The organism is Streptosporangium sp. LJ11, assembly GCF_051918945.1.
Taxonomy (GTDB): Bacteria; Actinomycetota; Actinomycetes; order Streptosporangiales; family Streptosporangiaceae; genus Streptosporangium.
In genome coordinates, this window is sequence record NZ_JBPXMB010000019.1 from 148,387 (window position 1) to 173,771 (window position 25,385).

Sequence of the window (25,385 nt, forward strand, 5' to 3'; positions counted from 1 at the left end):
GCACAACACTGTTGCGAGATCTTCGGCCGTTGAAGCAGAACGGTCACGAAAACGGGGAGAAAGCATGAGCCACGCGGTCAAGATGAGCCCTCAGATGCAGAAGAGCATCGATGCGTGCATGGAGAGCCACAGCCGTTGCGAGCAGACCATGACCTACTGCCTCATGCAGGGGGGCCGGCACGCCGACATGGCGATGATGGGCCCGCTCATGGACTGCGCCGACATGACCCGCATGTGCGCGGACATGATGATGCGCCAGTCGCCGATGGCGATGGAGATGGCCGCGATGTGCGCGAAGGTGGCGGGCAAGTGCGCCGAGGCCTGCATGTCCATGGGCGACGACTCCATGATGAAGGAGTGCGCCAACGCGTGCCGGATGTGCGCCGAGGCCTGCCAGTCCATGGTCGGCGCGCGAGCCTGAACGACCGTCCGGCCGGTCTTCGCCGGGCCGTCCACGTCGGCAGAGGGATGGCGTGGACGGGACGCGGGGCGACATGGCGGGACAGAAGGTGAAAGAGGGTGAAAGGGCGCCGCCGATCCGATCGGCGGCGCCCCCGTCATGACCGGAACGACGGGAATCCTCCGCTTTCAACGGGAGACCGCGCCTCGAATCCCGCTAGTGTGCTTGGCGTCTGATTTCCCTGCTGCCGAAGGCGGATGCAATCGTGGCGGACGACTACGCGACGACTTTCAAAATCGTTGATGTTGACGGTGACGGCCTCATCTCGGTTCCCGAGCTGACGAGGCTCATGGAGGTGCTCGGCCAGCCGATCACCCCGGAGGCGGCCGCGGCGGCCGTCGCCAGGATCGACCAGGACAGCGACGGCCTCATCTCCCTGGAGGAGTTCGCCGGATACCTCGCCCAGACCCGGGCGGGCTGACCTTCCGGCCCCGACCCGGACACCTCAGACCGGATCGGCCAGACCGGAGCCGGACACCAGGTTCCGGACCGGCCGGCGAACCGGATCCGATCGGGGCATCCCGCCCGCCCCCTGGGCCGGGCACCCCGATCGGATCCGGTCCAGCCACCCTCACCGCAAACCGACCCCGGCCCCGCCGCCCCCGGCCTCGTTGATCCCGGCCGAAACCCCCTGCCGGGAAAGCCGGCGTGCGCCGCCATTCCCCCTCGCGCACGGCCGGGGCGCCCCCGACCGGCCTCGCTACCGACCTGGTGGCATGTTGACGCGCCATTGACCGCGCAATAACTTTGGGTAGTCATATGAGCGCACAGCGTAGCGAAGGCTCGGATCGACGTGTGAACACCGATGTTCCCGAACGGTCGTCGCACGCCGATCCCTTTCAGAAGGCGATCTCGCGTCTCGCGCGTGAGGTCGTCCGGTCGCCACGATCCGCGCTTCCGCTCGCTTCCCGTCACGTCCCGGCCGGAAGGCGATCCGGCGTCTTTCGCCTGACCGCCTCGGGAGCCGGCCTGCTCGGGAGGCCTCACAGAGGAAGAGGGCAGAAAAATGAGGAGCGCATCCAGCGGCCGCGCCGGGAGCGCGCCGCATGACTCGCGTGGTGCCCGGCATCCGGTGACCGTCATGGCCGAGCAGATGACCGATGTCTTCCTCGACCTCGGCTACCGTGTCGCCGAGGGGCCCGAGGTCGAGGCCGAGTGGTTCAGCTTCGACGCCCTCAACATGGACGACCGCCACCCCTCCCGCGCCCCCGAACGCACCTTCTACGTCGAGCACCCCTCGGCCCCCGGCCGGAGGTCGGGTCTCGTGCTGCGCACGCACACCTCACCGGTGCAGGTGAGGGCGATGCTCGGCACGCCCCCTCCCCTGCGGGTGGTCTGCACGGGCCGCGCCTACCGTCCCGACCCGGCCGACGCCACCCACAGCCCGGTGTTCCACCAGATCGAGGGCCTCGCCGTCGACCTGGGCCTCACCATGGTCGACCTGAAGAAGACCCTCGACCACTTCGCCACCTCCACGTTCGGCGGCGGCACGGTGACCCGGCTCCGCACCCACCGCTTCGCCTACACCGACCCGTCGGTGGAGGTGGACGTGGAGTGCGCGGTCTGCCGGGGCACCGGCGCGGAGGATCGCGACGCGGTTCCTCGGGAAGGCGCCGCCGGAGACGCTCCCGCGGACCCGTGCGGGACCTGCGGCGGCGAGGGATGGATCGAGTGGGGCGGGTGCGGCATGGTCCATCCCCGGGTGCTGGCGGCCTGCGGTGTCGATCCGCACCGATACGGCGCCTTCGCCTTCGGCATGGGCGTCGAGCGAACGCTGATGCTGCGGCACGGGCTGAAGGACATGCGCGACGTCGTCGACGGCGACGTCCGCTTCCCCCTCGGGATGGACGAGTTCGCCCCCGGAAGACCGCGGCCCAGGCCTCTTCCCCGGGCCACGCCCCCGACGCGGGCCGTGCCGGCCGCGCGGGCCGTGCCCGACATGGAGACCATCCCGCTGGCGCGCGGCCACGGTGCCAGGGCCGCACGGAGACGGGAGGCCGGTGGAGGGCTCACCCGGTCACAGAACCTGCGGCGGCGGATCGGGCACGCGCTGGCGGGAGCGGGATACGTCGAGACGCCGTGCTTTCCCTTCGTCTGCGACGCCGCGTGGGACGCCTTCGGCCTGGCGCCCGACGACCCGCGCCGCGCCACACTGACGCTCACGAACCCGATCAGCCCGCGCGAGCCGTCACTGCGCACCACGCTTCTCCCCGGGCTGCTGGCCGCGCTGGGTCTCAACCTCACCCGGGGAAACCCCGCCCCGGCGCTCTTCGAGCAGGGGACGGTCTTCGTGCCGCCCGCGAGCGGCGACCTCCCGCCCGTCCCCCGGGCCGACCGCCGCCCCACCGACGACCAGCTCGACGCGCTGAACACCGCCATCCCCGTTCAGCCCCGCCACCTCGCCGCCGCCCTGACCGGCGAGTCGTCATGGGCCCGCGCGGTCGACGCCGCGCGTACGGCGGCGCACATCATGGGGGCCGGACTGGTCACCCGGCCCACCGAGTACGCACCCTGGCTGCCTGGACGCTGCCTGGAACTGCTCGTCGGGGGGGCCGTGCTGGGCCACGCGGGCGAACTGCGCGCCGGTACGGTTCAGGCGCTGGGCCTGCCCCCGAGGACGAGCGCCATGGAGATCGACCTCACCGCGATGGAGCACCTCACCGACCTCGGGAGCAGGTGACTCCCGAGGCGGCCCGCCGGCGGGGGCGTCAGACGGTCGTGAGATAGATCTGGCCGAAGACCTCGGAGAGCTTCTTGAGGTCGGTGGTCATGTCCGTCTCGGGACTGGCCGGGTTGTAGACGCCGGCCAGGCGGCGCTGGATCGGCAGGAGCTTCTTCAGCTGGTCCCAGGCGGTCAGCCGGTTCACCGCGCCCTGGGCGTTCTGGACGCTGGTCCACACGTTCACCTGCTGGGCGGCACCGTCCTTGACGGGCGCCGACAGCCGGGAGGCGATCTTGGCGGCGGTCACCTGGCCGACGAGCCCGGTCTCCTCGGCGGCGACCTGGGCCAGGACGTCCCACGAACGGGCGCGGACCTGGATCCACTGGTTGAGGTGGGCCTGCTCGGCGTTGATCTTCCAGGCGTCGTAGCCGCCGTACAGCAGGCCGCTGTCCAGGGAGAGCTGGTCGACGCGGCCCGCGATCAGGGGAGACTCGATCTTCTCGGGAGCGAGCAGCGGATACCGCTTGCGCATCTCGGCCTTGCAGGTGTCGTTCGCGCCGCAGGCGAGCTCGGGCACCACCGTGTGGATGCCCAGCCGCTTGCCGGGCGCGGCCTGGCGGAGGGCGTCGGAGGCCGCGGTGACGAACGCGGTGATCTCGGCGTCGGTCTTGAACGTGGTGTTGTAGCCCAGCTGGGAGGTGAACCTGATGCCCGCCACCTCCGGGCGCGCGGCCAGCGCGCCGATGCGCTTGACGGCGGCGGTGAAGGTCTCGGTGCCGGCCTTCCAGTCGTCGGCCAGCTCGGTGTCGATCCAGACCCTCAGCTGTACGGCCTTCGCCGCGGTGATCGCCTGACCGGCGGGAGTCTGCGCCGCGGCCGCGACCGCGGGGTCCTGAGCGCCCGTGGGGGTGGGGGTCGGCGTCGGGGTGGAGGTGCCGGTCTGCTCGTCCCCGGCGACCGTGCCGTCGCCGCCCTCGCCGTGCCCGTCGACCGAGCACTGCCGGCCGGCCTCGCAGTCGGGCGCGCCGCCGTCTCCGGCCCCTTCGGGGAAGGGCGAGTTCTCGTCGCCCTCGGAACCGCCGTCGGGCGCCTCCGGGCAGACCGACCCGGCGGCCGAGCAGTCGAGGAACTTGCCGTCGCTCGGGGTGGCCTCCTTGAGGTGGGCCCCGTCGTCGGCACCCCAGAACAGCGCGACCCCGAGGGCCTCGTCCGGCTTGGCCAGCCAGGTGCACACGACGTAGGCCGGGGTGTCGGCTCCCATCAGGTCGTTACAGCTGCGGGGATCGTCCTGCGAGTATGCGGCCCCGGGCGTCATGACACCGACGAGCGCGAGCGTGGCGCTCACGGCGAGAGCCCGGCGCAGAGTAAGTCGCATGTCCTGAACTCCCCGGAAAGCTGGTCAAAACGATCGATCCGCACTTTACCCAGATCACGATGGGCTCGACAGTCCCAGTCAAGGAATCATCAGCATTCTGATATCTCCGCATCTCCCGCCGAACCCGTACCGGCCGTCACCCCTCACACCACCGCCGTGCCGCGGTGGGCCCGCCCGGCTCGGGCGGCGGATGGTACTCGGGTGAGGACGCCGGGGCATTACGGCTAGCGGTAGTGCCGGAGGCCCCGCTGGCATGAAGGACCAAACGGAGGCTGCCAGCGCAGACGACGGGCGGCGGAGACGACATCATGATTCGGTGAACAACTGTCCAGAGGCGGGAGGGCTCCCCCCGGCCGTCGAACCGCCGGTGAGAAATCCCGTCGCCGTCGACGGAAGCGCACCGCTCGACGCATCTCGAAACGAATCCTCATGTCGCGGCGTACCAAGGATCTGAGCAACGGGTTCCACGGTCTTCCCAGGGCGGACGAGATCATGCATCTCGCCCTGGCCACCGGCAACCTGCTGAACCGGCTGGAGAGCGCCAGAAGCCGGGTCGACCAGTCGCTGATCCAGCAGCGGCGATTCGTGTCCGACGCCTCCCACGAGCTGTTCACCCCGATCGCCGGGCTCAGAACACTCCTGGAAGAGGCGCGGCTGCACCCCGACGAGACGGATCTGGACGAACTCCTGGCAGACGCGCTGGAGGGCGTCGACCGGCTCCAGACGATCGTCACCGACCTGCTGGTGCTGGCGAAGGTGGGGGCGCACACGCCTGACGCGTTCGTCAACGTGGACCTGGGAGAAATGGTCCGTGCCGCGATCTCGCGGCGCGAGAACGGTGTCCCCGTACGGCTTCGGCTCGCCCCCGGGGTGCGGGCGAACGTCATCGACGCTGAGATCACCCGTCTCCTCGCCAATCTTCTGGACAACGCCCAGCGCCACGCCAGGCACGCGGTGCTGGTCGAGGTGTGCCGGAACGGCCGGTACGGCGAGCTGGCCGTCACCGACGACGGTGACGGCATCGCCGCCGCCGACCGGGAGAGGATCTTCGAGCGGTTCACCCGGCTGGACACCGCCCGCTGCCGTAACCGAGGGGGCACCGGGCTCGGCCTCACGATCGCCCGTGACATCGCCGAGTCCCACCGAGGGACCATCGACGTGGAGGACTCCAGCACCGGTGGCGCGCGGTTCGTCCTCCGCCTCCCCCTCGCCGGCCGTGAGCTGCCAGATCACTCCTGAGATCGGCGATATCAGGAGTGATCAGTCGAAACCATCACGATCGGTGTCATCACTATCGGTACCACCGCGGAGAGCGACGTCCCCTCCTCCGCGGAGCTCGCGACCCGCAGCCTGCCGCCGAGCGTCTCGACGCGGTCCCTGAGCCCGATGAGCCCCGACCCCTTGCCGTAGTCGGCCCCTCCACACCCGTCGTCGCGGATCGAGAGCCGGACGGCCGCTCCGGCCATGCCCAGGGTGACGTACACCACGGAGGCGTTCGCGTGCTTCGCCACGTTGGTCAGCGCTTCCGCGGCCGTGTAGTAGAGGGCCACCTCGACGTGCTCCGGCAGAGGCGGGACGGGCTCCAGTTCGAGCTCGACGGGAAGGGCGGAGCGGCGTGCGAGCGCCTTCAGCGCGGGCACGAGCCCGCCCTTCGAGAGGATCGCCGGGTGGATGCCCCGTGAGAGCTCCTGCAGATCGTTCACGACCCCGTTCAGTCCCTGGACCGCCCGGGACAGCTGTTCCCTGAGTTCGGTCATCGGCGGCGGCATGCCGTCCTCCACCGCGCGTAGCTCCAGCCCGAGCGAGACCAGGCGCTGCTGGGCTCCGTCGTGCAGGTCGCGCTCGATGCGCCGGCGGGTCTCGTCGGCCGCGGCGACCACGCGGGCGCGGGAGGCGGCGAGATCGGCGCGGGCCTGGGCGTTGGAGATGGCGGTCGCGACCAGCTCGGTGAAGTCCATTATGCGTTCCTCCACCCCCTCGAACCTCGGCTCCCGGGCGCTGGAGAAGACGAGCATCACACCCCACAGGCTTCCGTCGACGATGATGGGAGAACCGACGGTAGAGGTGACTCCCATCTTCCGTACCCATGTCGCGATCTTTCCGCCGCTTTGTTCGTAGCTCCCCTTTCGCGTCGGACACCCGGTCTTCAGCACGGTGGCCGAGACGCTCACCTCGTTGAGCGGCCACCGTGAGCCGAGGGGCAGCACCTTCTCCGTGCCGTCCTGCCAGCTCCACGAGCCCAGCACCGTCACGTGGCCGGGGTCGTAGCGGTTGATCGCCACGTGATCCGCCTTCATGAGGGAGCCCATCTCGAAGGCGACCGCGTTGAACAGCTCCGCCGAGGAGATGCCCCGCGCCACGAGGGTCGCGACCCGCCGCAACGCCGCCTGCTCCTGCGCGATCCGGCGGATCTCGTCACGGCTCGACGCCAGGACCGTCTCGGTGTTCTCGCGATCATGGGCCGCCCTCAGCAGCGCCTCCAGGGACGGCACCATCCGCTCACGCAGACGCCTCCGTACGGGCTCGGGCACGCCGGGGGGCAGGAGCAGCGTGCCGACCCTGACCCCGTTCTCCACGAGCGGCAGCGCCTCTCCGTGCTCCTCCCCGGGGAACTCCTCAAGCCGGATCTCCAGGTTCGGTGCCTCCAGAGCCCGTGCCAGCAGACGCGAGGCCGGTGTCAGCGCGGTTTTCAGGTCCTTCGTGCGCAACAGGACGTGGGCCAGTTGCGCGGTGAGATCCACTTCGTGCCGACGGCTCTCCGCCTGGATGTTCAGTGAGCGCACCAGCGCCGCGATCGAGCTGATCGCGAACCCCACGAGAAGGAAGATCGGGATCGGGGTCCACAGCCCGCGCGTCCCGTACGAGAAGCTCCACGCGGGCGGGAGGTTGAAGTAGTTGAAGACGACGGCGCTGCCCACCAGGGTCGCCAGTCCCAGACCCAGCCCCCACTGGATCGAGATCAGCAGAACACCGAGCAGATAGATCCCTCCGAGGAAGTCGCCCGACGTCACGCGCTCCAGGAAAAGGGACAGCGTGGCTTCCGCCGCGATACACAGAGCGCTGCAGATGATCCCCACCGCGAGGGGCGGCCGCTTTGTGCGCAGCAATAACGACAAAAGCCGTTCGCGCATGGAGACTAAGATACTCGCATGTCAAGGAGGGGTTTGACGACTGTTTCCCGACCGCGCTCCACACGTACGGCCGCCCGAACCTCCGAGATGTCATTTTTTTTAAACCCGCGTGACCATTTCTTTAACCAAAATTCGGAGAGAAGTGCATGGCGAAAGGGCGGGAGCCGTGGGTGCGGACCGAATACGAATAGCGCTGGCGGACGACGACGTGCTTTTTCGCGAGGGAGTCGCGAGCCTCATGTCGCGGTCGGGCTTCGAGGTCGTCGGCCAGGCGGGGGACGCGGCGGAGATCCTCGCCCTCGTCCGGCTGCACCGGCCCCATCTCGTCATTCTCGACATCCGGATGCCCCCGGCCCACTCCAACGAGGGCATCGAGGCGGCGCGGGTGATCCGCGAGGAGTTCCCGGAGACGGGGATCCTGCTGCTGTCGGCGCACATCGAGGTGGAGGAGGCGATGGAGTTGCTCGCCACCGGGCACCGGGTCGGCTACCTGCTCAAGAGCCGGGTGACCGGGGTGGACGACTTCGTGGAGACGCTTGAGCGCATCGTCCAGGGCGGCTCGGTCGTCGACCCGAGTCTCGTACGGGAACTCATCAGGACCCACCGCAGGGGCGATCCGCTGGGACTCCTCACGGCGCGCGAGCAGGAGGTCCTGGCTCTGATGGCCGAGGGACGCTCCAACTCCGGCATAGCGCACAAACTATGGATCACCGAGGGCACGGTCGAGAAGCACGTGCACAGCATCCTGTCCAGGATGCGGATACCGGGGACGGAGGACGACCATCGCCGCGTCCTCGCCGTGCTGACCTTCCTCGACGCCCGCTGAGAGATCCGCCGGGTCTGCCGGAGGGCGTGAAGACGGTGACGATGATCGGGACATGTCTCCGGCCCGGCGGGCGTTCCGGGGCGGCACGCGATAATCGGGACATGCTTCCAGCCCAGCGGGCGTCCTAGATGCCGGCCGAATCCTCGCAGACCCTGCAGCGCGGCCTGCGGCTGCTGCGCCTGCTCGCCGACGGGCGGCGGGGCCGCACCCCCACGGAGCTGGCGGCGGAGCTGGAGCTGAGCCGCCCCGCGGTGTACCGGCTGCTCACCACCCTCCAGAGCGAGGGCTTCGTCCGCCGGGACGGCGACGGGCGGGTCCATCTGGGCTTCGGGGTCCTCGTCCTGGCCCGAGCCGTGCAACCGCTGCTGCGGGAGGGCGCCCTGCCCACCCTGCGCAGGCTGGCGGAGGAGGTCGGGGCGACCGCGCACCTGACGGTGGCCGAGGGCGACGACGGCCTGGCCGTGGCGGTGGTCGAACCCTCCTGGACGAACATGCACGTCGCCTACCGCGAGGGCTCCCGCCACCCGCTGGAACGGGGCGCCGCCGGACTGGCCATCCTCGCCCTGCGCGCGGGCCGTACCGGCTATCTGGTCTCCGAGGGCCAGCTCCAGGAGGGGGCCAGAGGCGTCGCCGCCCCCGTGCCCGGCCTTCCCTGGCTGGAGGCGTCGGTGGGCGTGGTCACCTTCACCGCGCTCGACCCGGACGCCGTGGGCCCCCGGGTCGCCGCGGCCGCGGCGGAGCTGTCGGGCTCGCTGACCTGACGGTCCCTTCATCGCGAATCACTAAATAACCAGACAAACCCGCCCAAGAGCGGCGTAGAACCGGCAAGATGGCAATACTAAGGATCTTCACTCTCCGGCGCCAGAGAAAGAGCACCCCGTGCCCGACGAGCCCTCCCCGCACACTCCCACCCCGATCGACTCCAGCGTGGCCCACTCCGCCCGGATCTGGAACTACTGGCTCGGCGGCAAGGACAACTACGCCGTCGACCGGGAAATCGGCGACCAGTTCGTCGGGATTTTTCCGGACATCGTGGATATTGCCCGCTCGTCCAGGGCGTTCCTCTCCCGCGCCGTCCGGTACATGGCCGGCGAAGGCGGGATCCGCCAGTTCCTCGACATCGGCACCGGGCTGCCCACCGTCGACAACACCCACCAGGTCGCCCAGCAGGTGGCACCGGACGCGCGCGTCGTCTACGTCGACAACGACCCCATGGTTCTGACGCACGCCCGCGCCCTGCTGACCGGTACCCCCGAGGGCGCGACCGAGTACATCGACTCCGACGTGCGCGACCCCGACGCGATCCTGGAGGCCGCCAGGGCCACCCTGGACTTCGACAAGCCCGTCGGGCTCATGCTGATGAACATCCTGGGTCACCTCACCGACATCGACGAGGGACGGGCGATCACGCGCCGGCTGCTGGCCGCCCTGCCCTCCGGCAGCTACCTGGCGGTCGCCGACGGCACCAACGTGATCCGCGGCGCGGAGTTCGAGAAGGCCATCGCCATCTGGAACGAGGCCGGCTCGGTCCCGTACACCCTCCGCGGCCCAGAACAGATCGCGAGCTACTTCGAGGGCCTGGAGCTGGTGGAACCCGGCGTGGTCTCGTGCCCGCTCTGGCGTCCCGGGCCGTCGATCGTCGGCGGCAACCGCGAGGTGGACGAGTTCTGCGCCGTGGGCCGCAAGCCCTGACCCCGGGCTCCGGCGCGGCACCCCCCGCGCCGGAGCTCCGATGGACCCGCCGGTAGGGTGAACGCGGGTGCGCCGGGAAGTCTGGTCGGCAATGTCCGACCCGACCCCCGAAGTGGAGCGCCCATGAGCGGCACCTCAACCAGCACGCCTCGCCTGTTCAGCCGGGGTTCGTGGGCCGAGACCCGCCGCATCGCGGACATACTGCGCGGGGAGACCGTCGGCGGAGCGCTGCTACTGGCCGGCGCCGTGGCGGCGATGATCTGGGCGAACTCCCCGTGGTCGGGCGCCTACGAGGGGCTGCGCGCAGTCAAGATCGGGCCCGCGGCCCTGCACCTGGATCTGACCCTCGCGGCCTGGGCCGCCGACGGGCTGCTGGCGATCTTCTTCTTCGTGGCCGGGCTGGAGCTCAAACGCGAGTTCGTCGCCGGTGACCTGCGCCAGGCGCGGCGGGCCGCGGTGCCGATCGCGGCCGCGTTCGGCGGCGTGATCGTCCCGGCCGTGCTGTACCTGCTCGTCACCCTCTCCAGCGGCGCCGACGGCGCGGCGCGGGGCTGGGCGATCCCGACGGCCACCGACATCGCGTTCGCGCTGGCCGTGCTCGCGGTCATCGGCCGGTACCTGCCCGCGGCGCTGCGCACCTTCCTGCTCACCCTGGCCGTGGTCGACGACCTGCTGGCCATCGTCATCATCGCGGTCTTCTACACCGAGCACCTGTCGTTGCCGCCACTGCTGGGCACGCTGGTGCCGCTGGCGATCTTCGCCCTGCTGGTTCAGCGCCGGGTGCGCGCCTGGTGGCTGCTGCTGCCGCTGGCCGCCGCGACCTGGGCGCTGATGCACGCCTCGGGCGTGCACGCCACCGTCGCCGGGGTGCTGCTGGCCTTCACGGTGCCGGTCGTCCGCAGCGAGCGGGCCGGCGGCCCCGACGCCGGGCCCGGCCTGGCCGAGCACTTCGAGCACCGTCTGCGACCGATCTCGGCCGGGGTGGCCGTGCCGGTGTTCGCGTTCCTGTCGGCGGGGGTGGCCCTCGGCGGGACGAGCGGCCTGGCCACCGCCCTGACCGACCCGATCGCGGTGGGCATCGTCATCGGGCTCGTGGCCGGCAAGCCTGTCGGGATCATGGCCGCGACCTGGCTGGTGGCCCGCTTCACCCGTGCCGACCTGGACGAGAACCTGGCCTGGGTCGATGTGGGCGGGCTGTCGGTACTGGCCGGTATCGGGTTCACCGTCTCCCTGCTCATCGGGGAACTGGCCTTCGGCGCCGGCAGCGAGAGCGACGCCCACGTCAAGGTGGCGGTCCTGGCGGGCTCCCTGATCGCGGCCCTGGCCGCGGCGCTCGTCCTCCGGCTGCGCGATCGTGTCTACCGGCGCATCCACGAGGCCGAGATCGCCGACCGTGACCACGACGGCATCCCCGACGTCTACCAGGCACGTCCCTGAGTGCACGACGGTGCCGTGGGGGCGGTCGCCTCCGGGCTCGGAGGGGCGGGAAGGGGTTCGGTGAACACCCGACAAAGGCGGCGCGGAAGATGTCGGGCGGCCGGGACCGGTGTCGCCGCACGATGGGGGCATGGATGACACGACCTTGGTATCCCGCTTCCTGCGCGACGGCTTCGTGAAGGTGGAGGGCGCCGTCGCGCCGCGCGTGGCCGCGGACTGCGCGCGGCTGCTGTGGCGGGAGACGGGCTGCGACCCGGACGATCCGGCGACGTGGACGCGGCCCGTGCACTGGGTGGCCGGCATGGCGCAGGGGCCGTTCGCCGCCGCACCCAACTCCCCGTTCCTGCAGCACGCGTACGACCTGCTCGTCGGCGCGGGACGCTGGGAGCCGCGCTACTCGCTGGGCACGTTCCCGCTGCGCTTCCCGCACGAGGAGGAGCCGGACGACGCGGGCTGGCACATCGAGGGGAGTTATCTGCCGGAGGGCGAGAGCTGGTACTTCACGAATCTGCGCTCCCGGGGCCGGGCGCTGCTGATGCTCTTCCTGTTCAGCGAGGTCGGTGAGGAGGACGCCCCGACCCGGATCCGGGTCGGCTCACACCTCGACGTGCCGAAGGTGCTGGAGAGGTACGGGGAGGACGGGGCGAGCGGGCTGGCCCTCGCGCCCGATCTGGTGGCGGCGTCCGACCACCGGCCAGTCGCCCTCGCCACCGGGTCCCCCGGCGACGTCTTCCTGTGCCATCCGTTCCTGGTGCACGCGGCGCAACCGCACCATGGGGTGCGGCCGCGCTTCATGGCCCAGCCGCCGCTGATGCCGGCCGCGCCGTACGAGTTGGAGCGGGCCGACGGCGCGTACTCACCCGTGGAGATCGCGATCCGCCGGGGCCTGGGACAGGACACCCCCGGTCCGGACGGGGAGGGCACCGGCCGCGGCGCCGGGTAGACACGCTCCGTCCGTTCCCGGAACCGGGCGGAGAACCCGTGCCTGGGCAGCGGCACGTCCGGCGGCGGCCCGCCGTCCGTTTTCGTGCGACCGGGTCAGGTGCGCCGAGAACCGGCAGCCACCGGACGACGTTTGACATCTCCCCGCCCCTGACAGATGGTTGTTCGTATAAAGGACGTATGCGTCCGATAAACGGACAAAGCTGGGAGAAGCGGATGCCGTACTACCGGGTCGTCGGGGAGATCCCCCGCAAGCGGCACGTGCAGTTCCGGCGGCCCGACGGCGGGCTGTACGCCGAGGAACTGATGGGCGAGGAGGGGTTCTCCAGCGACTCGTCGCTGCTCTACCACCGTCACCTCCCCACGGCGATCCTCAAGGCCGAGGCCGTCGAGCCCGACGCGTCGAGAGGGCTTCTCACCCCCAACGTGCCCCTCTCCCCCCGCCACCTGCGCACCCAGGACCTGCCGGACGGGGGCGACCTGGTCACCGGGCGCGGGCTGCTCGCCGGAAACGCCGACGTCCGCATGTCGTACGCCGCGAGCGAGGCCCCCAGCGGCCTCTACCGCAACTCCATGGGCGACGAGTGCGTCTACATCGCGAGCGGGCGGGTCAGGTTCGAGTCGACGTACGGGGTGATCGAGGCCGGGGAGGGCGACTACGTGGTCGTCCCGACCGGGACGATCCACCGGTGGGTGCCGCGGGGCCGCGTCACGGCGTTCACCATCGAGGCGTCGGGCCACATCCGGCCGCCCAAGCGCTACCTGTCCAAGTACGGCCAGTTCCTGGAGCACGCCCCCTACTCCGAGCGCGACCTGCGCACCCCGCAGGAGCCCCTGCTCGCCGAGGGCGAGGAGGTGCCGGTGCTGGTCCGCACGCGCGGCGGGCTCACCCGGCTGGTCTACCGCGACCACCCGTTCGACGTGGTCGGCTGGGACGGCTGCCTCTACCCGTACGCGTTCAACATCGACGACTTCGAGCCGATCGTGAAGCGCACCCACGCCCCGCCGCCGGTGCACCAGACCTTCGAGGGTCCCAACTTCGTGATCTGCTCGTTCTGCCCCCGGCCGCTCGACTTCCACCCGGAAGCGATCCCGATCCCGTACAACCACCACAACGTCGACTCCGACGAGCTGATGTTCTACGCGGGAGGTGACTACACCGCGCGCAGGGGCTCGGGCATCGACGTCGGCTCGGTCTCGCTGCACCCCGCGGGATTCACGCACGGCCCGCAGCCCGGCGCCGTCGAGGCCGTCATCGAGGCGGTGCGGCAGGGCCACACGCGGACGAGCGAGCTGGCCGTGATGGTCGACACCTTCCGCCCCCTCGACCTGGGCCCGGCGGGGCTGTCGGTGGAGGACCCCGCGTACGCGTGGACATGGGCCCGTTGACGGGTCACGGGCCCGTCGCGAACGCGGGCCCGCCACGGGGTAGGGACAGGGCCATGAGCGCACACGCGAGTACGGGCACGGGGACGGGCGCGAAGGTGAACGACGTGGGGACGGGAACGGCGGTGCTCTTCCGGGGGCTCGTCGACGACGCCGGGCTGTTCCCGCCGACCGGGCTGCCGACGGCCGAGGCCCTGGAGCGGCACAGGAGCGACCTGGCGGGCGACGACCCGGTGCTCACCCACCGGTTCCTCTGCCCGGCCGGACGCCTGGCGGAGCTTCGCGACCACCTGACCTTCCCGATCCGGCTCGGCCTGATCCTGGACACCCCCGAAGTCCCGTCCCTCGAGTCCCTCGAGTCCCTCGAGGACGTCGCCGTCGAGCTCGTCGAGGTGCGTCAGCCGCCGGGCGAGACCCCGGGGGCCGTGGCGGAGCGGCTGACCGGACGGCTGCCCGGCGGTGCCCGGCTGTTCGTGGAGGTGTCCCCGGGCGACCTCGCCTCCCTGCCGCGCGACGCCACCGGCCCCGGCCTGAAGTTCCGCTGCGGCGGGCTGACCGCCGGCGCCTTTCCCGGCGCCGCGGACCTGGGCGCCCTCATCGCGCACTGCGCGAGGCACGGAGTGCCGTTCAAGGCGACCGCGGGGCTGCACAACGCGGTCCGTCACTTCGATCCCGTGCTGGGCGTGGACCGGCACGGCTTCCTCAACCTGGTCCTCGCGGTCTGCGCGGCCGTGGAGGACCGCGATCCGGTGCCGGTGCTGAAGCTGACCGACGTCGGCGAGCTGGTACGGCTGGCGCAGGCCGTGCCCGACGGCACCGCGGCGCGCGCCAGGGAGCTGCTGGTGTCGTACGGGTCGTGCGACACGCGCACCCCGATCGAGGACCTGGCGGCCCTGTGCCTGATCACCCGGCGCCCGCCCGCGTCCGCGGACGCGGCGTCCCCCGAAGGAACACCCGGCGACGGAACGGCCGCCGACACGGCGGCCACCGGCGCAGCAGAGGAGAGTGCGTGATGTCTTGGGGCCTGGAGAACCTGCCCTACGGAGTCTTCTCCCGCCACGAGGGGGAGACCCCTCGCGTCGGCGTCCGATACGGCGACCACGTGGTCGACCTGGCCGGGGCCCTGCACGACGAGGTGTTCGCCACCGGCTCGCTCAACGCCTTCATGTCCAGGGGCCCGGCCGCGTGGCGCGACACCCGGGTCCTGATCCAGAACAAGCTGAGCACCGACCAGGCGGTGATGGGGCCGCACCTCGTCCCGCTCGACCAGGTCACGCTGCACCTGCCGGTCGAGGTGGCCGACTACGTCGACTTCTACTGCTCGCTGGAGCACGCCTCCAACCTGGGCCGGATGTTCCGCCCCGACGAGGAGCCGCTCAAGCCGAACTGGCGGCACCTGCCGGTCGGCTACCACGGCAGGTCAGGGACGGTCGTCGCGTCCGGCACCCCGGTCACCCGGCCGTGCGGGCAGCGCGGCGCGGGGGTCTTCGGCCCGTCCGCCAAGCTGGACATCGAGGCGGAGCTGGGATTCGTCGTCGGCGCGCCCACGGCCCTCGGCGACCGGGCCGGGCGGTTCGAGGACCACGTGTTCGGCGTGACCCTGGTCAACGACTGGAGCGCCCGCGACATCCAGGCCTGGGAGTACGTCCCGCTGGGCCCGTTCCTCGGCAAGTCCTTCGCCACCTCGGTGTCGCCGTGGATCACCCCGCTCGCGGCCCTGTCGGAGGCGCGGATCGAGGGCAGGCCGCAGGACCCGGAGCCGCTCGGCTACCTGCGCCGCGAGGAGCCGTGGGGGCTCGACCTGCGGCTGGAGGTCTCGGTGAACGGCGAGGTCGTCTCCCGCCCCCCGTACCGGGACATGTACTGGACGCCCGACCAGATGCTCGCCCACATGACCGTCAACGGCGCCGCCCTGCGCACCGGCGACCTCTACGCCAGCGGCACGGTCTCCGGCTCCGGACCGGGCGAGCGCGGCTCGCTGATCGAACTGACCTGGAACGGGACCGAGCCGCTGAAGCTGCCCGACGGCTCGGCCAGGACCTTCCTGGAGGACGGGGACACCGTCACGATCACCGCGACCGCCCCCGGACCCGGTGGAACCGTGATCACCCTGGGAGAGGTGTCGGGAACGATCGAGCCCGCGCGGTAGTCCCGGAGCCGGACGGCAGAGCCGGGCCTGTCGGCGATCCGGTGGAGGACATACGGTGGGAAAGGAACCTCCCAGACGTCCGGCGCGTTGTACAGGCAGGAGGGCCGGAGCATGGAGTACTGGGTCATCTGGTTGATCTTGGCGGTGGCGCTGGGAGTCGCCGAGATACTCACCCTGACCACCGCTCTCGGCCTGATCGGGGGCGCCGCCCTCATCACCTCCGTCGCCGCCGGGCTGGGGCTTCCTGTCCCGCTCCAGCTCGTGGTGTTCATCGCCTCCCTGGCCGCCGGAGTGACCGTGGTCCGGCCCATCGCCAAGCGCCAACTCACCATGCGGCAGCCCCGGAGCCAGCGGTTCGGGATCCAGGCGCTCGTGGGCAAGCCCGCCTACGTCCTGCGCGAGGTGACCGGCCGGGACGGCCGGGTGCGGATCGGCGGCGAGGAATGGTCCGCCAGGGCCTACGACGAGACCCTGGTGATACCCGCCGGGGCGACCGTCGACGTCATCGAGATCGAGGGCGCGACCGCGCTCGTGTATCCACGGGAGTGACACCATGGACGCTCTGCTCATAGCCGGACTGCTCATCGTCCTGTTGGCGGTGTTCACCGTGATCCGCTCGGTGCGCATCGTCCCCCAGGCCCGGGCCCGCAACGTGGAACGGCTGGGCCGATACCACAGCACGCTGAAGCCCGGCCTGAACTTCGTGATCCCGTACATCGACCGCGTCTACCCGATGATCGACCTGCGCGAGCAGGTCGTCTCCTTCAAGCCCCAGCCGGTGATCACCGAGGACAACCTGGTCGTCGAGATCGACACGGTCCTGTACTTCCAGGTCACCGACCCCCGGGCCGCGGCGTACGAGATCGCCAACTACATCCAGGCCGTGGAGCAGCTCACGGTCACCACGCTGCGCAACGTCGTCGGCTCGCTCGACCTGGAGATGACGCTGACCTCGCGCGACACGATCAACAGCCAGCTGCGCGGGGTGCTGGACGAGGCGACCGGCAAGTGGGGCATCCGGGTCAACCGGGTGGAGATCAAGGCCATCGACCCGCCCAAGAGCATCAAGGAGGCGATGGAGAAGCAGATGCGCGCCGAGCGGGACAAGCGCGCCGCGATCCTCAACGCCGAGGGCCAGCGGCAGTCGCAGATCCTCACCGCCGAGGGCGACAAGCAGAGCGCGATCCTGCGGGCCGAGGGTGACCGGAGCGCCGCGATCCTCAAGGCCGAGGGCCAGTCCCAGGCCATCGACGAGGTCTTCCAGGCCGTGCACCGCAACGACCCCGACCCCAAGCTGCTGGCGTACCAGTACCTGCAGGTGCTGCCCGAGCTGGCCAAGGGCCCGAACAACACGTTCTGGGTGATCCCCAGCGAGGTCACCTCCGCGATCCAGGGCGTCTCCAAGGCGTTCACCGAGGCGTTGCCGCAGTCGTCGGCCGTCCGCGAGGCCCCCAGGATCAACGAGGCCGCGGCCGAGGAGAGGAAGCAGGCCGAGCAGGCCGCCGCCGACGCGGTCGCCGAGGCGGCCGAGGCCGATCTGGGCCCCCGCCAGCTCAACGCGCCCCCCGCTCACCTGCCCGGCGACGACCTCCTGGGAACGGGGACAGGGGCGGGAACGGGAGTGGGAGTGCGGGAGGAGCACCGCCGGAACGGCTCCTGAACCTCCCGGTTCTCCCGGCTCTCCCGACCTCGACCCCCTCGTCTCTCCCTCGGTCCTCCCGCCCGGCGTGTCCGGGCGGGAGGACCGACGTCGTGGTGGGAATCGACGGCGAGGACCGCTCGCCTGGTCGGTTTGCGGTCAAATGTCTGGGTAACCCTCTAGGTCTCGGGGACCGGGCGTGAAGCAACGCTGTGGGTGGGGTTAAGAAAACCGCGATGGACATCCCCGAAGGCGACCGGGCACAGTGCGTAGGGTCGGAGCTGAGGGGGAATCCGCTATGAAAGCGCTGGTCAAGGAGAGGGCCGAACCCGGCCTGTGGCTGGCCGACGTGCCTGAACCGTCCGTCGGCCCCGGTGAGGTGCTGATCAGGGTGCTGCGCACCGGGATCTGCGGCACGGACCTGCACATCCGGAGCTACGACGCGTGGGCCCGGCAGACGCTGCGGACGCCGCTCGTCATCGGCCACGAGTTCTGCGGCGAGGTCGTCGAGGTGGCGCCGGGCGTGGAGGACATCGCCCCCGGCGACCTGGTCAGCGGTGAGGGGCACCTGGTCTGCGGCAAGTGCCGCAACTGCATGGCCGGACGGCGGCACCTGTGCCGTGCCACGATCGGGCTGGGTGTGAACCGCGACGGCGCCTTCGCCGAGTACGTGACACTCCCGGCCTCCAACGTCTGGGTGCACCGGGTCCCGGTCGACCTCGACGTGGCCGCGATCTTCGACCCGTTCGGCAACGCGGTGCACACCGCCCTGACGTTCCCGATGGTCGGCGAGGACGTGCTGATCTCCGGCGCCGGCCCGATCGGGCTGATGGCCGCCGCGGTGGCCACCCACGTGGGCGCCCGCAACGTGGTCGTCACCGACGTCAGCCCGGAGCGGCTGGAGCTGGCCCGCAAGCTCGGGGTCACCCTGGCGCTGAACGTCGCCGAGACGTCCGTCCAGGAGGGCATGGACGGGCTGGGCATGCGCGAGGGCTTCGACGTGGGCCTGGAGATGTCCGGGAACCCGAAGGCGCTCCGCGACATGATCGCCTCCATGTCGCACGGCGGGAAGATCGCCATGCTCGGCCTGCCCGCCGAGGAGTTCGCCGTCGACTTCGCGACGATCGTGACCTCGATGATCACCCTCAAGGGGATCTACGGCCGGGAGATGTACGAGACCTGGTACGCCATGTCCGTGCTCCTGGAGAAGGGCCTCGACCTCTCCCCGGTGATCACCGACCGCTTCTCCTACCGCGACTTCGACGCGGCCTTCGACACCGCCGCCGGAGGCAAGACCGGCAAGATCATTCTGGATTGGACGGCCTGATGTTCGACAACCTCCGCGACGACTTCCGTACGACCCTGAACGAGATCGCCGAGGCCGGGCTGCTCAAGCCCGAGCGGGTCATCACCACCCCGCAGCGCGCCGGGATCGCGGTCGCGGGTGGTGGCGAGGTGCTCAACTTCTGCGCCAACAACTACCTCGGCCTGGCCGACCACCCCGAGGTGGTCGCCGCCGCCCAGGAGGCCCTCGACCGCTGGGGCTTCGGCATGGCGTCGGTCCGCTTCATCTGCGGCACCCAGGAGGTGCACAAGGAGCTGGAGGCGCGGCTGTCGGACTTCCTCGGCCAGGAGGACACCGTCCTGTACAGCTCGTGCTTCGACGCCAACGGCGGCGTGTTCGAGACGCTGCTCGACGACCGCGACGCGGTGATCTCCGACGCCCTCAACCACGCGAGCGTCATCGACGGCATCCGCCTCTCCAAGGCACGACGCCTGCGTTACGCCAACCGCGACCTGGCCGAGCTGGAGGCGCGGCTCAAGGAGTCCGCCGACGCCCGGCGCAGGCTGATCGTCACCGACGGCGTCTTCTCCATGGACGGCTACGTCGCGCCGCTGGAGGAGATCTGCGACCTGGCGGAGCGGTACGGGGCCATGGTGATGGTCGACGACTCGCACGCCGTCGGCTTCGTCGGCGAGCACGGCGGGGGCACCCCCGAGCTGCACGGCGTGCGGGACCGGGTCGACATCCTCACCGGCACGCTCGGCAAGGCGCTCGGCGGAGCCAGCGGCGGCTACGTGGCGGCGCGCAAGGAGATCTGCGAGCTGCTCCGCCAGCGCTCGCGCCCCTACCTGTTCTCCAACTCCCTCGCCCCGGTGATCGCCGCCGCGTCGCTGCGCGTCCTCGACCTGATCAGCGGCTCGGACGAGGCCCGGACGAGGCTGCGCGCCAACACCGAGCGGTTCCGCACCGGCATGACCGAGGCCGGGTTCGACATCCTGCCCGGCGACCACCCCATCGTCCCGGTGATGATCGGCGACGCCGCCGAGGCCGCCGCGATGGCCGAACGCCTGCTGGAGCTGGGCGTCTACGTGATCGGCTTCTCCTACCCCGTGGTCCCGCACGGCCAGGCCCGCATCCGGGTCCAGCTGTCCGCGGCCCACTCGGCCGAGGACGTCGACCGCGCGCTGGAGGCCTTCGCCGCCGCCCGCGGCTGAACAGGGTGGCCGGACACCGGCCGCGCCCCGGGGACGGGCCCCGCGGCCGGACAGCGGTCCCACCCCATCGCCAGGCGCCCGTAACGGCCGCCGAAAGACCGTTTGTCGTAGTTCACGGGTGACCTCGGCGAGAATACTGGAGTGATAGACACGCGGCGGCTCAGGACCCTGCGCGCGGTGGCCGACCATCGCACGGTCACCGCCGCCGCCGCGGCGCTGCACCTGACCCCCTCGGCGGTCTCCCAGCAGCTCGTCGCCCTGGAGCACGAGGTGGGTCACCGGCTGCTCGACCGCGACGGCCGGGGCGTGCGGCTCACCGCCGTCGGGCGCATCCTTCTCGACCACGCCAATGAGATCTTCGCCCAGCTGGAGCGGGCCGGGGCCGACATCGCCGCCTACACGGCCGGCACGGCGGGCGAGGTGAAGGTGGCCTCCTTCGCCACCGCGATCGGGCTGGTCGTGGCTCCCGCGGTCGGCACCCTGCGGGACAAGGAGCCCGGCATCCGGGTGCACGTCCTGGACGCCGAGGGCGACCAGAGCCTCACCATGGTCCTGGACGGCGCGGTGGACGCGGCCGTGGCCGTGGAGTACCGCGGGGCCCCGGCCGAGGACGACCGGCGGCTGTCGCGCATCCCGCTCTACTCCGAGCCGTTCGACCTGGTGCTCCCCCGGGGCCATCGCCTCTCCGGGAGCGAGGTGACGGTCGCGGACCTGTCGGGCGAGACCTGGATCGGCCCCTACCCGGGCAACCCCTGCCACGACGTGATCGCGCTGGCCTGCGAGCACGCGGGCTTCACCCCCGAGTTCGCCCACTCCTCCGACGACTTCAGCGCGGTGGTCGCGCTGGCCGCCGCCGGAGCGGGGGTGGCGATGGTGCCCCGCCTCGCCCTGCGCGGCACCGACCCGTCCGGCGTGGTGATCCGCCCGGTGCCCGGCCCCGAACGCCGCGTCTTCACCGCCGTACGCCGGGGCGCCGAGCGGCATCCCCTGCTCATCCCACTGCTGAACGCTCTCCAGGACGCCGCGACGACACTGCGCCGGGTCCCGTCCCTATGACCCTTGCATCGCGAACGTCCGATGGGACCGAAGACTCTTTCGCCATGTACGAGACGTCGCGATGCCCGCCGTCCCGGCATTCGGGTTCTGGAGGCGCGGAGAGCTCCTCGCTCTCGTCCGCCCATGATCTCGTCGGAACGGGCCGTCGGTGCCGGTGCCAGTAACGGCCCATCACCACCACCATCAGGGCGGTCGCGGCGACCATCCCGGCGATCGCCGCCTGAAGCACCAGATCCATATCACCCACCCCGTCCCGTAAGTCTCTTATGCGGCTTTTCGCGAAACGATGAGCCAACGGATGCGTCACAACTCGTACATTTTTTGGAAAGCGCTTTACCTTGCTCGCGCCCACCGTCTGGGAAGGACCTTCCCGGCCCGCGCGGTTCAGGCGAACGCGCGGGCCACACCCCTGAGCCGCGCCCTCGGCGGCCGACGTCGTCTTCCGGTGCCCGCTGACCCCGCGCCGGGCGTGCCGGACGGCGTTGGCCACCACCGTGGAACACCTTCATCACCACCATCAAGAACGGCGATCTCGGCTGACCCGACGTTCGGATGAAGGCGCCGGGCGTGCCGGGGAAACCAGGTCCGCGATCCGCTTGGTCTCATCGCGGTTCATCGTGCACCGCCCGCTGTGACCGGGAGCGAGTCACGCCGCTCACACGACGGCCTCCGTCCCGTCGCGGATCAGGGCCGGGGTGCCGCGGTGAGCTTCGCGACGTCGGAGGCGTAGACGGTCGTCCAGTGCGGATGCAGCCGGTAGTAGACCACCTCGTCGTCCCAGTCGAAGGCGTCGCCGCCATAGAAGCCCTTGAAGTACGCGAGCAGGTCCGGCCAGTCAGCGGCGGGCTCGCCGTCCCGGGGGTTGAGGATCTCCACCGTGCCGTGCGTGAACACACCCAGTTCCTCACCGCGCAGGTGCGCGGCGCTGACGGCGGGCCTGGCGGCGAGGTGGCGGGCCTTGGCGGCGTTGCGTGCCGTGCCGAAGTGCCACTTTCCGTGCAGGAAGTGCCCGTCCACGCCGCTGATCCGCGGCTCGCCCTTCGCTGTCACGGTGGACAGGGCGAGGGTGCACATGCCGGTGAGGACCTGGGTGAGCTGTTCCGCGGTCAGGGTGCGCTCGCCGTTGATGATCGAGCGGAGGTGCGAGGTGGAACGGGAGAGGGAGGCGTCGAGGAGGGCCTGAAGCTCTTTGAGCTCTTCTGGCGTTTCGCGCATTGAAGTCCTTGTCCATCCGTAGGGGCCGGTCCATGGCCGCCGTCGACGTCGGCCGGTCGAACCATGCTCGCCCTAAAACCCGACACCTTGTGTCATATTTTCTCACCCGGCTCGCGGACCGCGGCGGGCCGCCGCAAGTCCGGGGAAGTGATGCCGACCGCTCCCACTCGCTGCTGCCGGTGCCTGCCGTGACCTGGGGTCGGCCCGTGATCGGCGTCCTGGGTGGAAAGGCCCTCCTGACCGGCGGCACGCCGAGGTTCGAGCGGCTCGCCGATCAGGAGGGCAGGGCCGTGACCGTCACGGTGAGGGTGTGGGATGACGGTCACGAGGGAGATCAGTCCTTCGGGCGCTCGCCGAGCCTGTCGGTGAAACCCATGTCGGCCAGCGCCACGCTCAGTAGCGTCACGCCCTTCTCCACCACGTCGTACTCGAGCAGTTCGGCCGTTCGCGGGTCGATGATCAGACGGAAGGTGAACGCGTCGGCCGTCGACGAGGAGAGGGCGACCCCTGTGCGCCCCAACGCGTCCTTCGCCTCACCTTGCGAGGTGATGCCCGGCTGGTCGGCGAGCACTTCGAACAGGGCGGACCGGGTACCCGGCGTGATCGGCGCCGTCATCAGGTCCACGCCCGTCTGCCACAGGTAAACGGCCTTGCCGGAGCCCGCGGAGTCGGGGCTGCGCTTCCAGAGGTCGTCCAGGTGGCGCTTGAGCCCGTCCTGGCCGGCGGGCAGCTCGGTGACACTCCGCGGGGTCAGGCTCGGGTTGTCGATCGACAGGATCGACTCGAAGGCGTCGTCGGTCCGGGGTTCGCCGTCCGCCAGTTCGGGCGACCCCGCCGCCTTCCAGGCGGCCTCGTCCTGTGGGGAACCGAACGTGACCGCCACGTCCTGGTTGCTCACCCTCCGGCCGGTCTCGCCCGCCTTCATGGCGCGCCAGGTCTCGCGGGTGTTGGCCAGATAGGCCGCGTACGGCAACTCGGCGGACTTTGCCTTGATCTCGGCCGTGTGCTCGCCGGGGACGTTGTACACCTTCTGCGTGGTGCGCTCGTTGACGTACCAGTAGCGGCCGGAGCCCACCGGTTCCCGCCGCGCGGTCGAGGCCGCGGCCAGCAGGAACGTGCGCGCGTCCGCCACGCGTTCGGGCGCCCCCTGCGTCGTGGAGGCCACCACGGCGCCACCCGGCTCCGGACCGGGGCCGCCGCCGGTCGTGACGACGACGGTCGCGGCCGCGAGCCCGGCGGCCAGCGTGCCGACCATGAGGAAGTACGGCCGCCGCGAGCGCGGCCGGGCCAGGCGGGCGGGCCGGGCCGGTTCGGTACGTGGGGTGGCGAAGGCGCGGGCCAGGTCGTCCGCCCGGCGGCGCCGGTAGCCGTCTTCGGTCAGCTCGTCCAGCTCACTGGGCCTGAGCAGGGCGAACGTGCGTTCATCCATGAAAGGGGTCTCCAAAGAGGTGCGGATCAGGATTCGACACGCGAACGCGGCGTGGGCCGCCGACGTGCATCGCCTGGATCAAGCGCTTGCGCGCCCGGTGCAGCCGGACGTTGTACGTGCGGACCGAACAACCCATGACGGTCGCGGCCTGCTCCGGCGACAGGCCGTACCAGCTGGCGAGCACCATCGCCTCCACGTCCTGCTCGGGCAGGGCCGACAGCGCGGCCAGGGCGCTCTCCCTGTCGATGACGTGCTCGGCCACGTCCCACGCCACGTGGTCGCGTGAGGTGGTGAGGGCGGCTATCCGGTCGGCCAGGGCCTGGCGGCGGGTGCGCGAGTCGCGCTGCTTGGCCAGCAGGTTGCGGGCGACACCGAGCAGCCAGGGCAGCGACGGCTCGGGCAGTTCCGTGAGCCGTCTCCACGCCACGAGGAACGTCTCGCTGCAGACGTCCTCGGCCGCGTCGCGCTCGGCTCGCAACAGGGCGTAGCCGAGCACGCTGCGGTAGTGCCGGTCGTACAGGTCGGTGAATCGTTCTTCGGGATCGTCCACACCAAGTAGTCCCTCCGAACGCGTCCGGATTACCGCGTCCCGTCGATCCATCCCTCATGCTCGTCCGCACTCCAGGTAGGACGCCGGCCCCATTGTGTCCGTCATCAGGTACGGGGACGACGCAGGCGTGCACCCCCCGGCACGCGCCCGCGAAGCCGTGGTGATCGGCGCCGACCACTGTCTCGCCTGGGACGGCGACTCCCTCACGCCGCCCCACCGACCAGAACCGGTAAAAAGCGCGCCACCGGCACGCTCCGGGTCGGCGATATCGTTCCCTCCATGCACCGATCAACCGAAACCGGATCTTCCCCCGTGTCGGCGGACGACCTTGACCTGGCCGTTCAGCTCGCCGTCGGCGTCCTTCGGGAGGCAGCCCCGGCGGCCTGGGAGGGCAAGGCCGGCTCGCTGGAGTGGGATTGTTGGGAGACCGTCGAGCACCTCGCCGACGACCTCTTCTCCTACGCCACCCAGATCGGTCCCCGGACACCGCCGTTGGAGGGCGTCGTGCCCTTCGCGTGGGAGCGCAGAAGCCCTCAGGGCCCGGCGAACGCGATCCACGTGGACCGGGCGGCGGGGCCGGCCGGGCTGCTGCAGGCGCTGGAGGCGTGCGGCGCGCTGCTGGTCGCCATGGTGCGGACGACGCCGCCGGAGGTCCGCGCCCACCATGTGCACGGGGCGTCCGACCCCGAGGGCTTCGCCGCGATGGGGATCGTGGAGACCTTGGTGCACACCCACGACCTAACCAGGGGGCTCGGGCTCGACTGGACCCCGCCCGCGGGCCTGTGCGCGCGGACGCTCGCCCGCCTGTTCCCGGACGCCCCGGCGGACACGGACCCCTGGCCCACCCTGCTGTGGGCCACCGGCCGCGCCGAACTCCCCGGACGCCCGCGCCTGACCACTTGGCGCTGGTACGGCGCACCCCGGCCGTAGTGAACGG

At 70.9% G+C, this 25,385-nt stretch carries 23 protein-coding genes; 18 read left to right on the forward strand and 5 right to left on the reverse strand.

What is annotated here, in order from left to right; translation table 11 throughout:
* Positions 1 to 64: 64 nt before the first annotated feature.
* The 3 genes from ACTOQ3_RS27135 (at position 65) to ACTOQ3_RS27145 (ending at position 3,140) form a co-directional block, all read left to right on the forward strand.
* Complete coding sequence (locus ACTOQ3_RS27135; protein ID WP_440086222.1) at positions 65 to 421, forward strand: four-helix bundle copper-binding protein; 357 nt, start codon at positions 65 to 67, stop codon at positions 419 to 421.
* Between the two features lie 244 nt (positions 422 to 665).
* Positions 666 to 881, forward strand: coding sequence for an EF-hand domain-containing protein (locus ACTOQ3_RS27140; RefSeq protein ID WP_329086723.1), 216 nt, complete (start codon positions 666 to 668; stop codon positions 879 to 881).
* A 660-nt stretch (positions 882 to 1,541) separates the two neighbouring features.
* The gene (locus ACTOQ3_RS27145; protein ID WP_440086223.1) at positions 1,542 to 3,140 is read left to right on the forward strand and encodes a tRNA ligase subunit PheS family protein; all 1,599 of its coding nucleotides are present in this window, start codon (positions 1,542 to 1,544) and stop codon (positions 3,138 to 3,140) included.
* 28 nt (positions 3,141 to 3,168) lie between these two features.
* On the opposite strand, the gene ACTOQ3_RS27150 is transcribed toward ACTOQ3_RS27145, so the two are convergent.
* The gene (locus ACTOQ3_RS27150; RefSeq protein WP_440086224.1) at positions 3,169 to 4,497 is read right to left on the reverse strand and encodes a hypothetical protein; all 1,329 of its coding nucleotides are present in this window, start codon (positions 4,495 to 4,497) and stop codon (positions 3,169 to 3,171) included.
* A 429-nt stretch (positions 4,498 to 4,926) separates the two neighbouring features.
* Here ACTOQ3_RS27150 and ACTOQ3_RS27155 point away from each other — a divergent pair, with 429 nt between their 5' ends.
* The gene (locus tag ACTOQ3_RS27155) at positions 4,927 to 5,736 is read left to right on the forward strand and encodes a sensor histidine kinase (RefSeq protein ID WP_440086225.1); all 810 of its coding nucleotides are present in this window, start codon (positions 4,927 to 4,929) and stop codon (positions 5,734 to 5,736) included.
* An 11-nt stretch (positions 5,737 to 5,747) separates the two neighbouring features.
* Here the strand turns inward: ACTOQ3_RS27155 and ACTOQ3_RS27160 are convergent, their stop codons facing one another.
* Complete coding sequence (locus ACTOQ3_RS27160) at positions 5,748 to 7,628, reverse strand: sensor histidine kinase (protein ID WP_440086226.1); 1,881 nt, start codon at positions 7,626 to 7,628, stop codon at positions 5,748 to 5,750.
* 166 nt (positions 7,629 to 7,794) lie between these two features.
* On the opposite strand from ACTOQ3_RS27160, the gene ACTOQ3_RS27165 reads away from it, so the two are divergent.
* The 13 genes from ACTOQ3_RS27165 to ACTOQ3_RS27225 all read left to right on the forward strand — a co-directional run bounded on the left by ACTOQ3_RS27165 (position 7,795) and on the right by ACTOQ3_RS27225 (position 21,254).
* Positions 7,795 to 8,454, forward strand: a complete 660-nt coding sequence (locus ACTOQ3_RS27165) for a response regulator transcription factor (protein ID WP_440086227.1) — start codon at positions 7,795 to 7,797, stop codon at positions 8,452 to 8,454.
* Positions 8,455 to 8,582: 128 nt separating this feature from the next.
* Positions 8,583 to 9,215, forward strand: coding sequence for an IclR family transcriptional regulator (locus ACTOQ3_RS27170; protein WP_362696195.1), 633 nt, complete (start codon positions 8,583 to 8,585; stop codon positions 9,213 to 9,215).
* Between the two features lie 118 nt (positions 9,216 to 9,333).
* Entirely contained in the window at positions 9,334 to 10,146 is an 813-nt protein-coding gene (locus tag ACTOQ3_RS27175) for an SAM-dependent methyltransferase (protein WP_440086228.1), read from the forward strand.
* Positions 10,147 to 10,269: 123 nt separating this feature from the next.
* Positions 10,270 to 11,583: a Na+/H+ antiporter NhaA gene (gene nhaA, locus ACTOQ3_RS27180; protein ID WP_440086229.1), complete on the forward strand. Its 1,314-nt coding sequence runs from the start codon at positions 10,270 to 10,272 to the stop codon at positions 11,581 to 11,583.
* 130 nt (positions 11,584 to 11,713) lie between these two features.
* A complete protein-coding gene (locus tag ACTOQ3_RS27185; protein WP_440086230.1) occupies positions 11,714 to 12,526 on the forward strand; it encodes a phytanoyl-CoA dioxygenase family protein in 813 nt (270 codons plus the stop codon).
* 215 nt (positions 12,527 to 12,741) lie between these two features.
* Positions 12,742 to 13,914: a homogentisate 1,2-dioxygenase gene (locus ACTOQ3_RS27190; protein WP_440086281.1), complete on the forward strand. Its 1,173-nt coding sequence runs from the start codon at positions 12,742 to 12,744 to the stop codon at positions 13,912 to 13,914.
* A gap of 53 nt (positions 13,915 to 13,967) precedes the next feature.
* Positions 13,968 to 14,924, forward strand: coding sequence for a hypothetical protein (locus ACTOQ3_RS27195; protein ID WP_440086231.1), 957 nt, complete (start codon positions 13,968 to 13,970; stop codon positions 14,922 to 14,924).
* Positions 14,924 to 16,060, forward strand: coding sequence for a fumarylacetoacetase (gene fahA / locus ACTOQ3_RS27200; RefSeq protein ID WP_440086282.1), 1,137 nt, complete (start codon positions 14,924 to 14,926; stop codon positions 16,058 to 16,060). Before ACTOQ3_RS27195 ends, fahA begins: the two co-directional genes overlap by 1 nt.
* 111 nt (positions 16,061 to 16,171) lie before the next feature.
* Positions 16,172 to 16,609, forward strand: a complete 438-nt coding sequence (locus tag ACTOQ3_RS27205; RefSeq protein ID WP_440086232.1) for an NfeD family protein — start codon at positions 16,172 to 16,174, stop codon at positions 16,607 to 16,609.
* 4 nt (positions 16,610 to 16,613) lie between these two features.
* Positions 16,614 to 17,720: an SPFH domain-containing protein gene (locus ACTOQ3_RS27210; protein ID WP_440086233.1), complete on the forward strand. Its 1,107-nt coding sequence runs from the start codon at positions 16,614 to 16,616 to the stop codon at positions 17,718 to 17,720.
* A 277-nt stretch (positions 17,721 to 17,997) separates the two neighbouring features.
* Positions 17,998 to 19,026 carry an L-threonine 3-dehydrogenase gene (gene tdh, locus ACTOQ3_RS27215; RefSeq protein ID WP_440086234.1) on the forward strand — a complete coding sequence of 343 codons (1,029 nt, stop codon included), beginning with the start codon at positions 17,998 to 18,000 and terminating at the stop codon, positions 19,024 to 19,026.
* On the forward strand, positions 19,026 to 20,198 hold the full coding sequence (locus ACTOQ3_RS27220; RefSeq protein ID WP_440086283.1) for a glycine C-acetyltransferase: 1,173 nt from the start codon (positions 19,026 to 19,028) through the stop codon (positions 20,196 to 20,198). Before tdh ends, ACTOQ3_RS27220 begins: the two co-directional genes overlap by 1 nt.
* Before the next feature lie 141 nt (positions 20,199 to 20,339).
* Positions 20,340 to 21,254 carry a LysR family transcriptional regulator gene (locus ACTOQ3_RS27225; protein WP_440086235.1) on the forward strand — a complete coding sequence of 305 codons (915 nt, stop codon included), beginning with the start codon at positions 20,340 to 20,342 and terminating at the stop codon, positions 21,252 to 21,254.
* Between the two features lie 684 nt (positions 21,255 to 21,938).
* On the opposite strand, the gene ACTOQ3_RS27230 is transcribed toward ACTOQ3_RS27225, so the two are convergent.
* The 3 genes from ACTOQ3_RS27230 to ACTOQ3_RS27240 all read right to left on the reverse strand — a co-directional run bounded on the left by ACTOQ3_RS27230 (position 21,939) and on the right by ACTOQ3_RS27240 (position 24,448).
* Complete coding sequence (locus tag ACTOQ3_RS27230) at positions 21,939 to 22,469, reverse strand: pyridoxamine 5'-phosphate oxidase family protein (protein WP_440086236.1); 531 nt, start codon at positions 22,467 to 22,469, stop codon at positions 21,939 to 21,941.
* 334 nt (positions 22,470 to 22,803) lie between these two features.
* Positions 22,804 to 23,898, reverse strand: a complete 1,095-nt coding sequence (locus tag ACTOQ3_RS27235) for a CU044_5270 family protein (RefSeq protein ID WP_440086238.1) — start codon at positions 23,896 to 23,898, stop codon at positions 22,804 to 22,806.
* Positions 23,891 to 24,448, reverse strand: a complete 558-nt coding sequence (locus ACTOQ3_RS27240) for an RNA polymerase sigma factor (protein ID WP_440086239.1) — start codon at positions 24,446 to 24,448, stop codon at positions 23,891 to 23,893. The genes ACTOQ3_RS27235 and ACTOQ3_RS27240 overlap by 8 nt, the downstream gene beginning before the upstream one ends.
* Positions 24,449 to 24,727: 279 nt before the next feature.
* On the opposite strand from ACTOQ3_RS27240, the gene ACTOQ3_RS27245 reads away from it, so the two are divergent.
* Entirely contained in the window at positions 24,728 to 25,378 is a 651-nt protein-coding gene (locus ACTOQ3_RS27245) for a hypothetical protein (protein WP_440086240.1), read from the forward strand.
* Positions 25,379 to 25,385 lie beyond the last annotated feature (7 nt).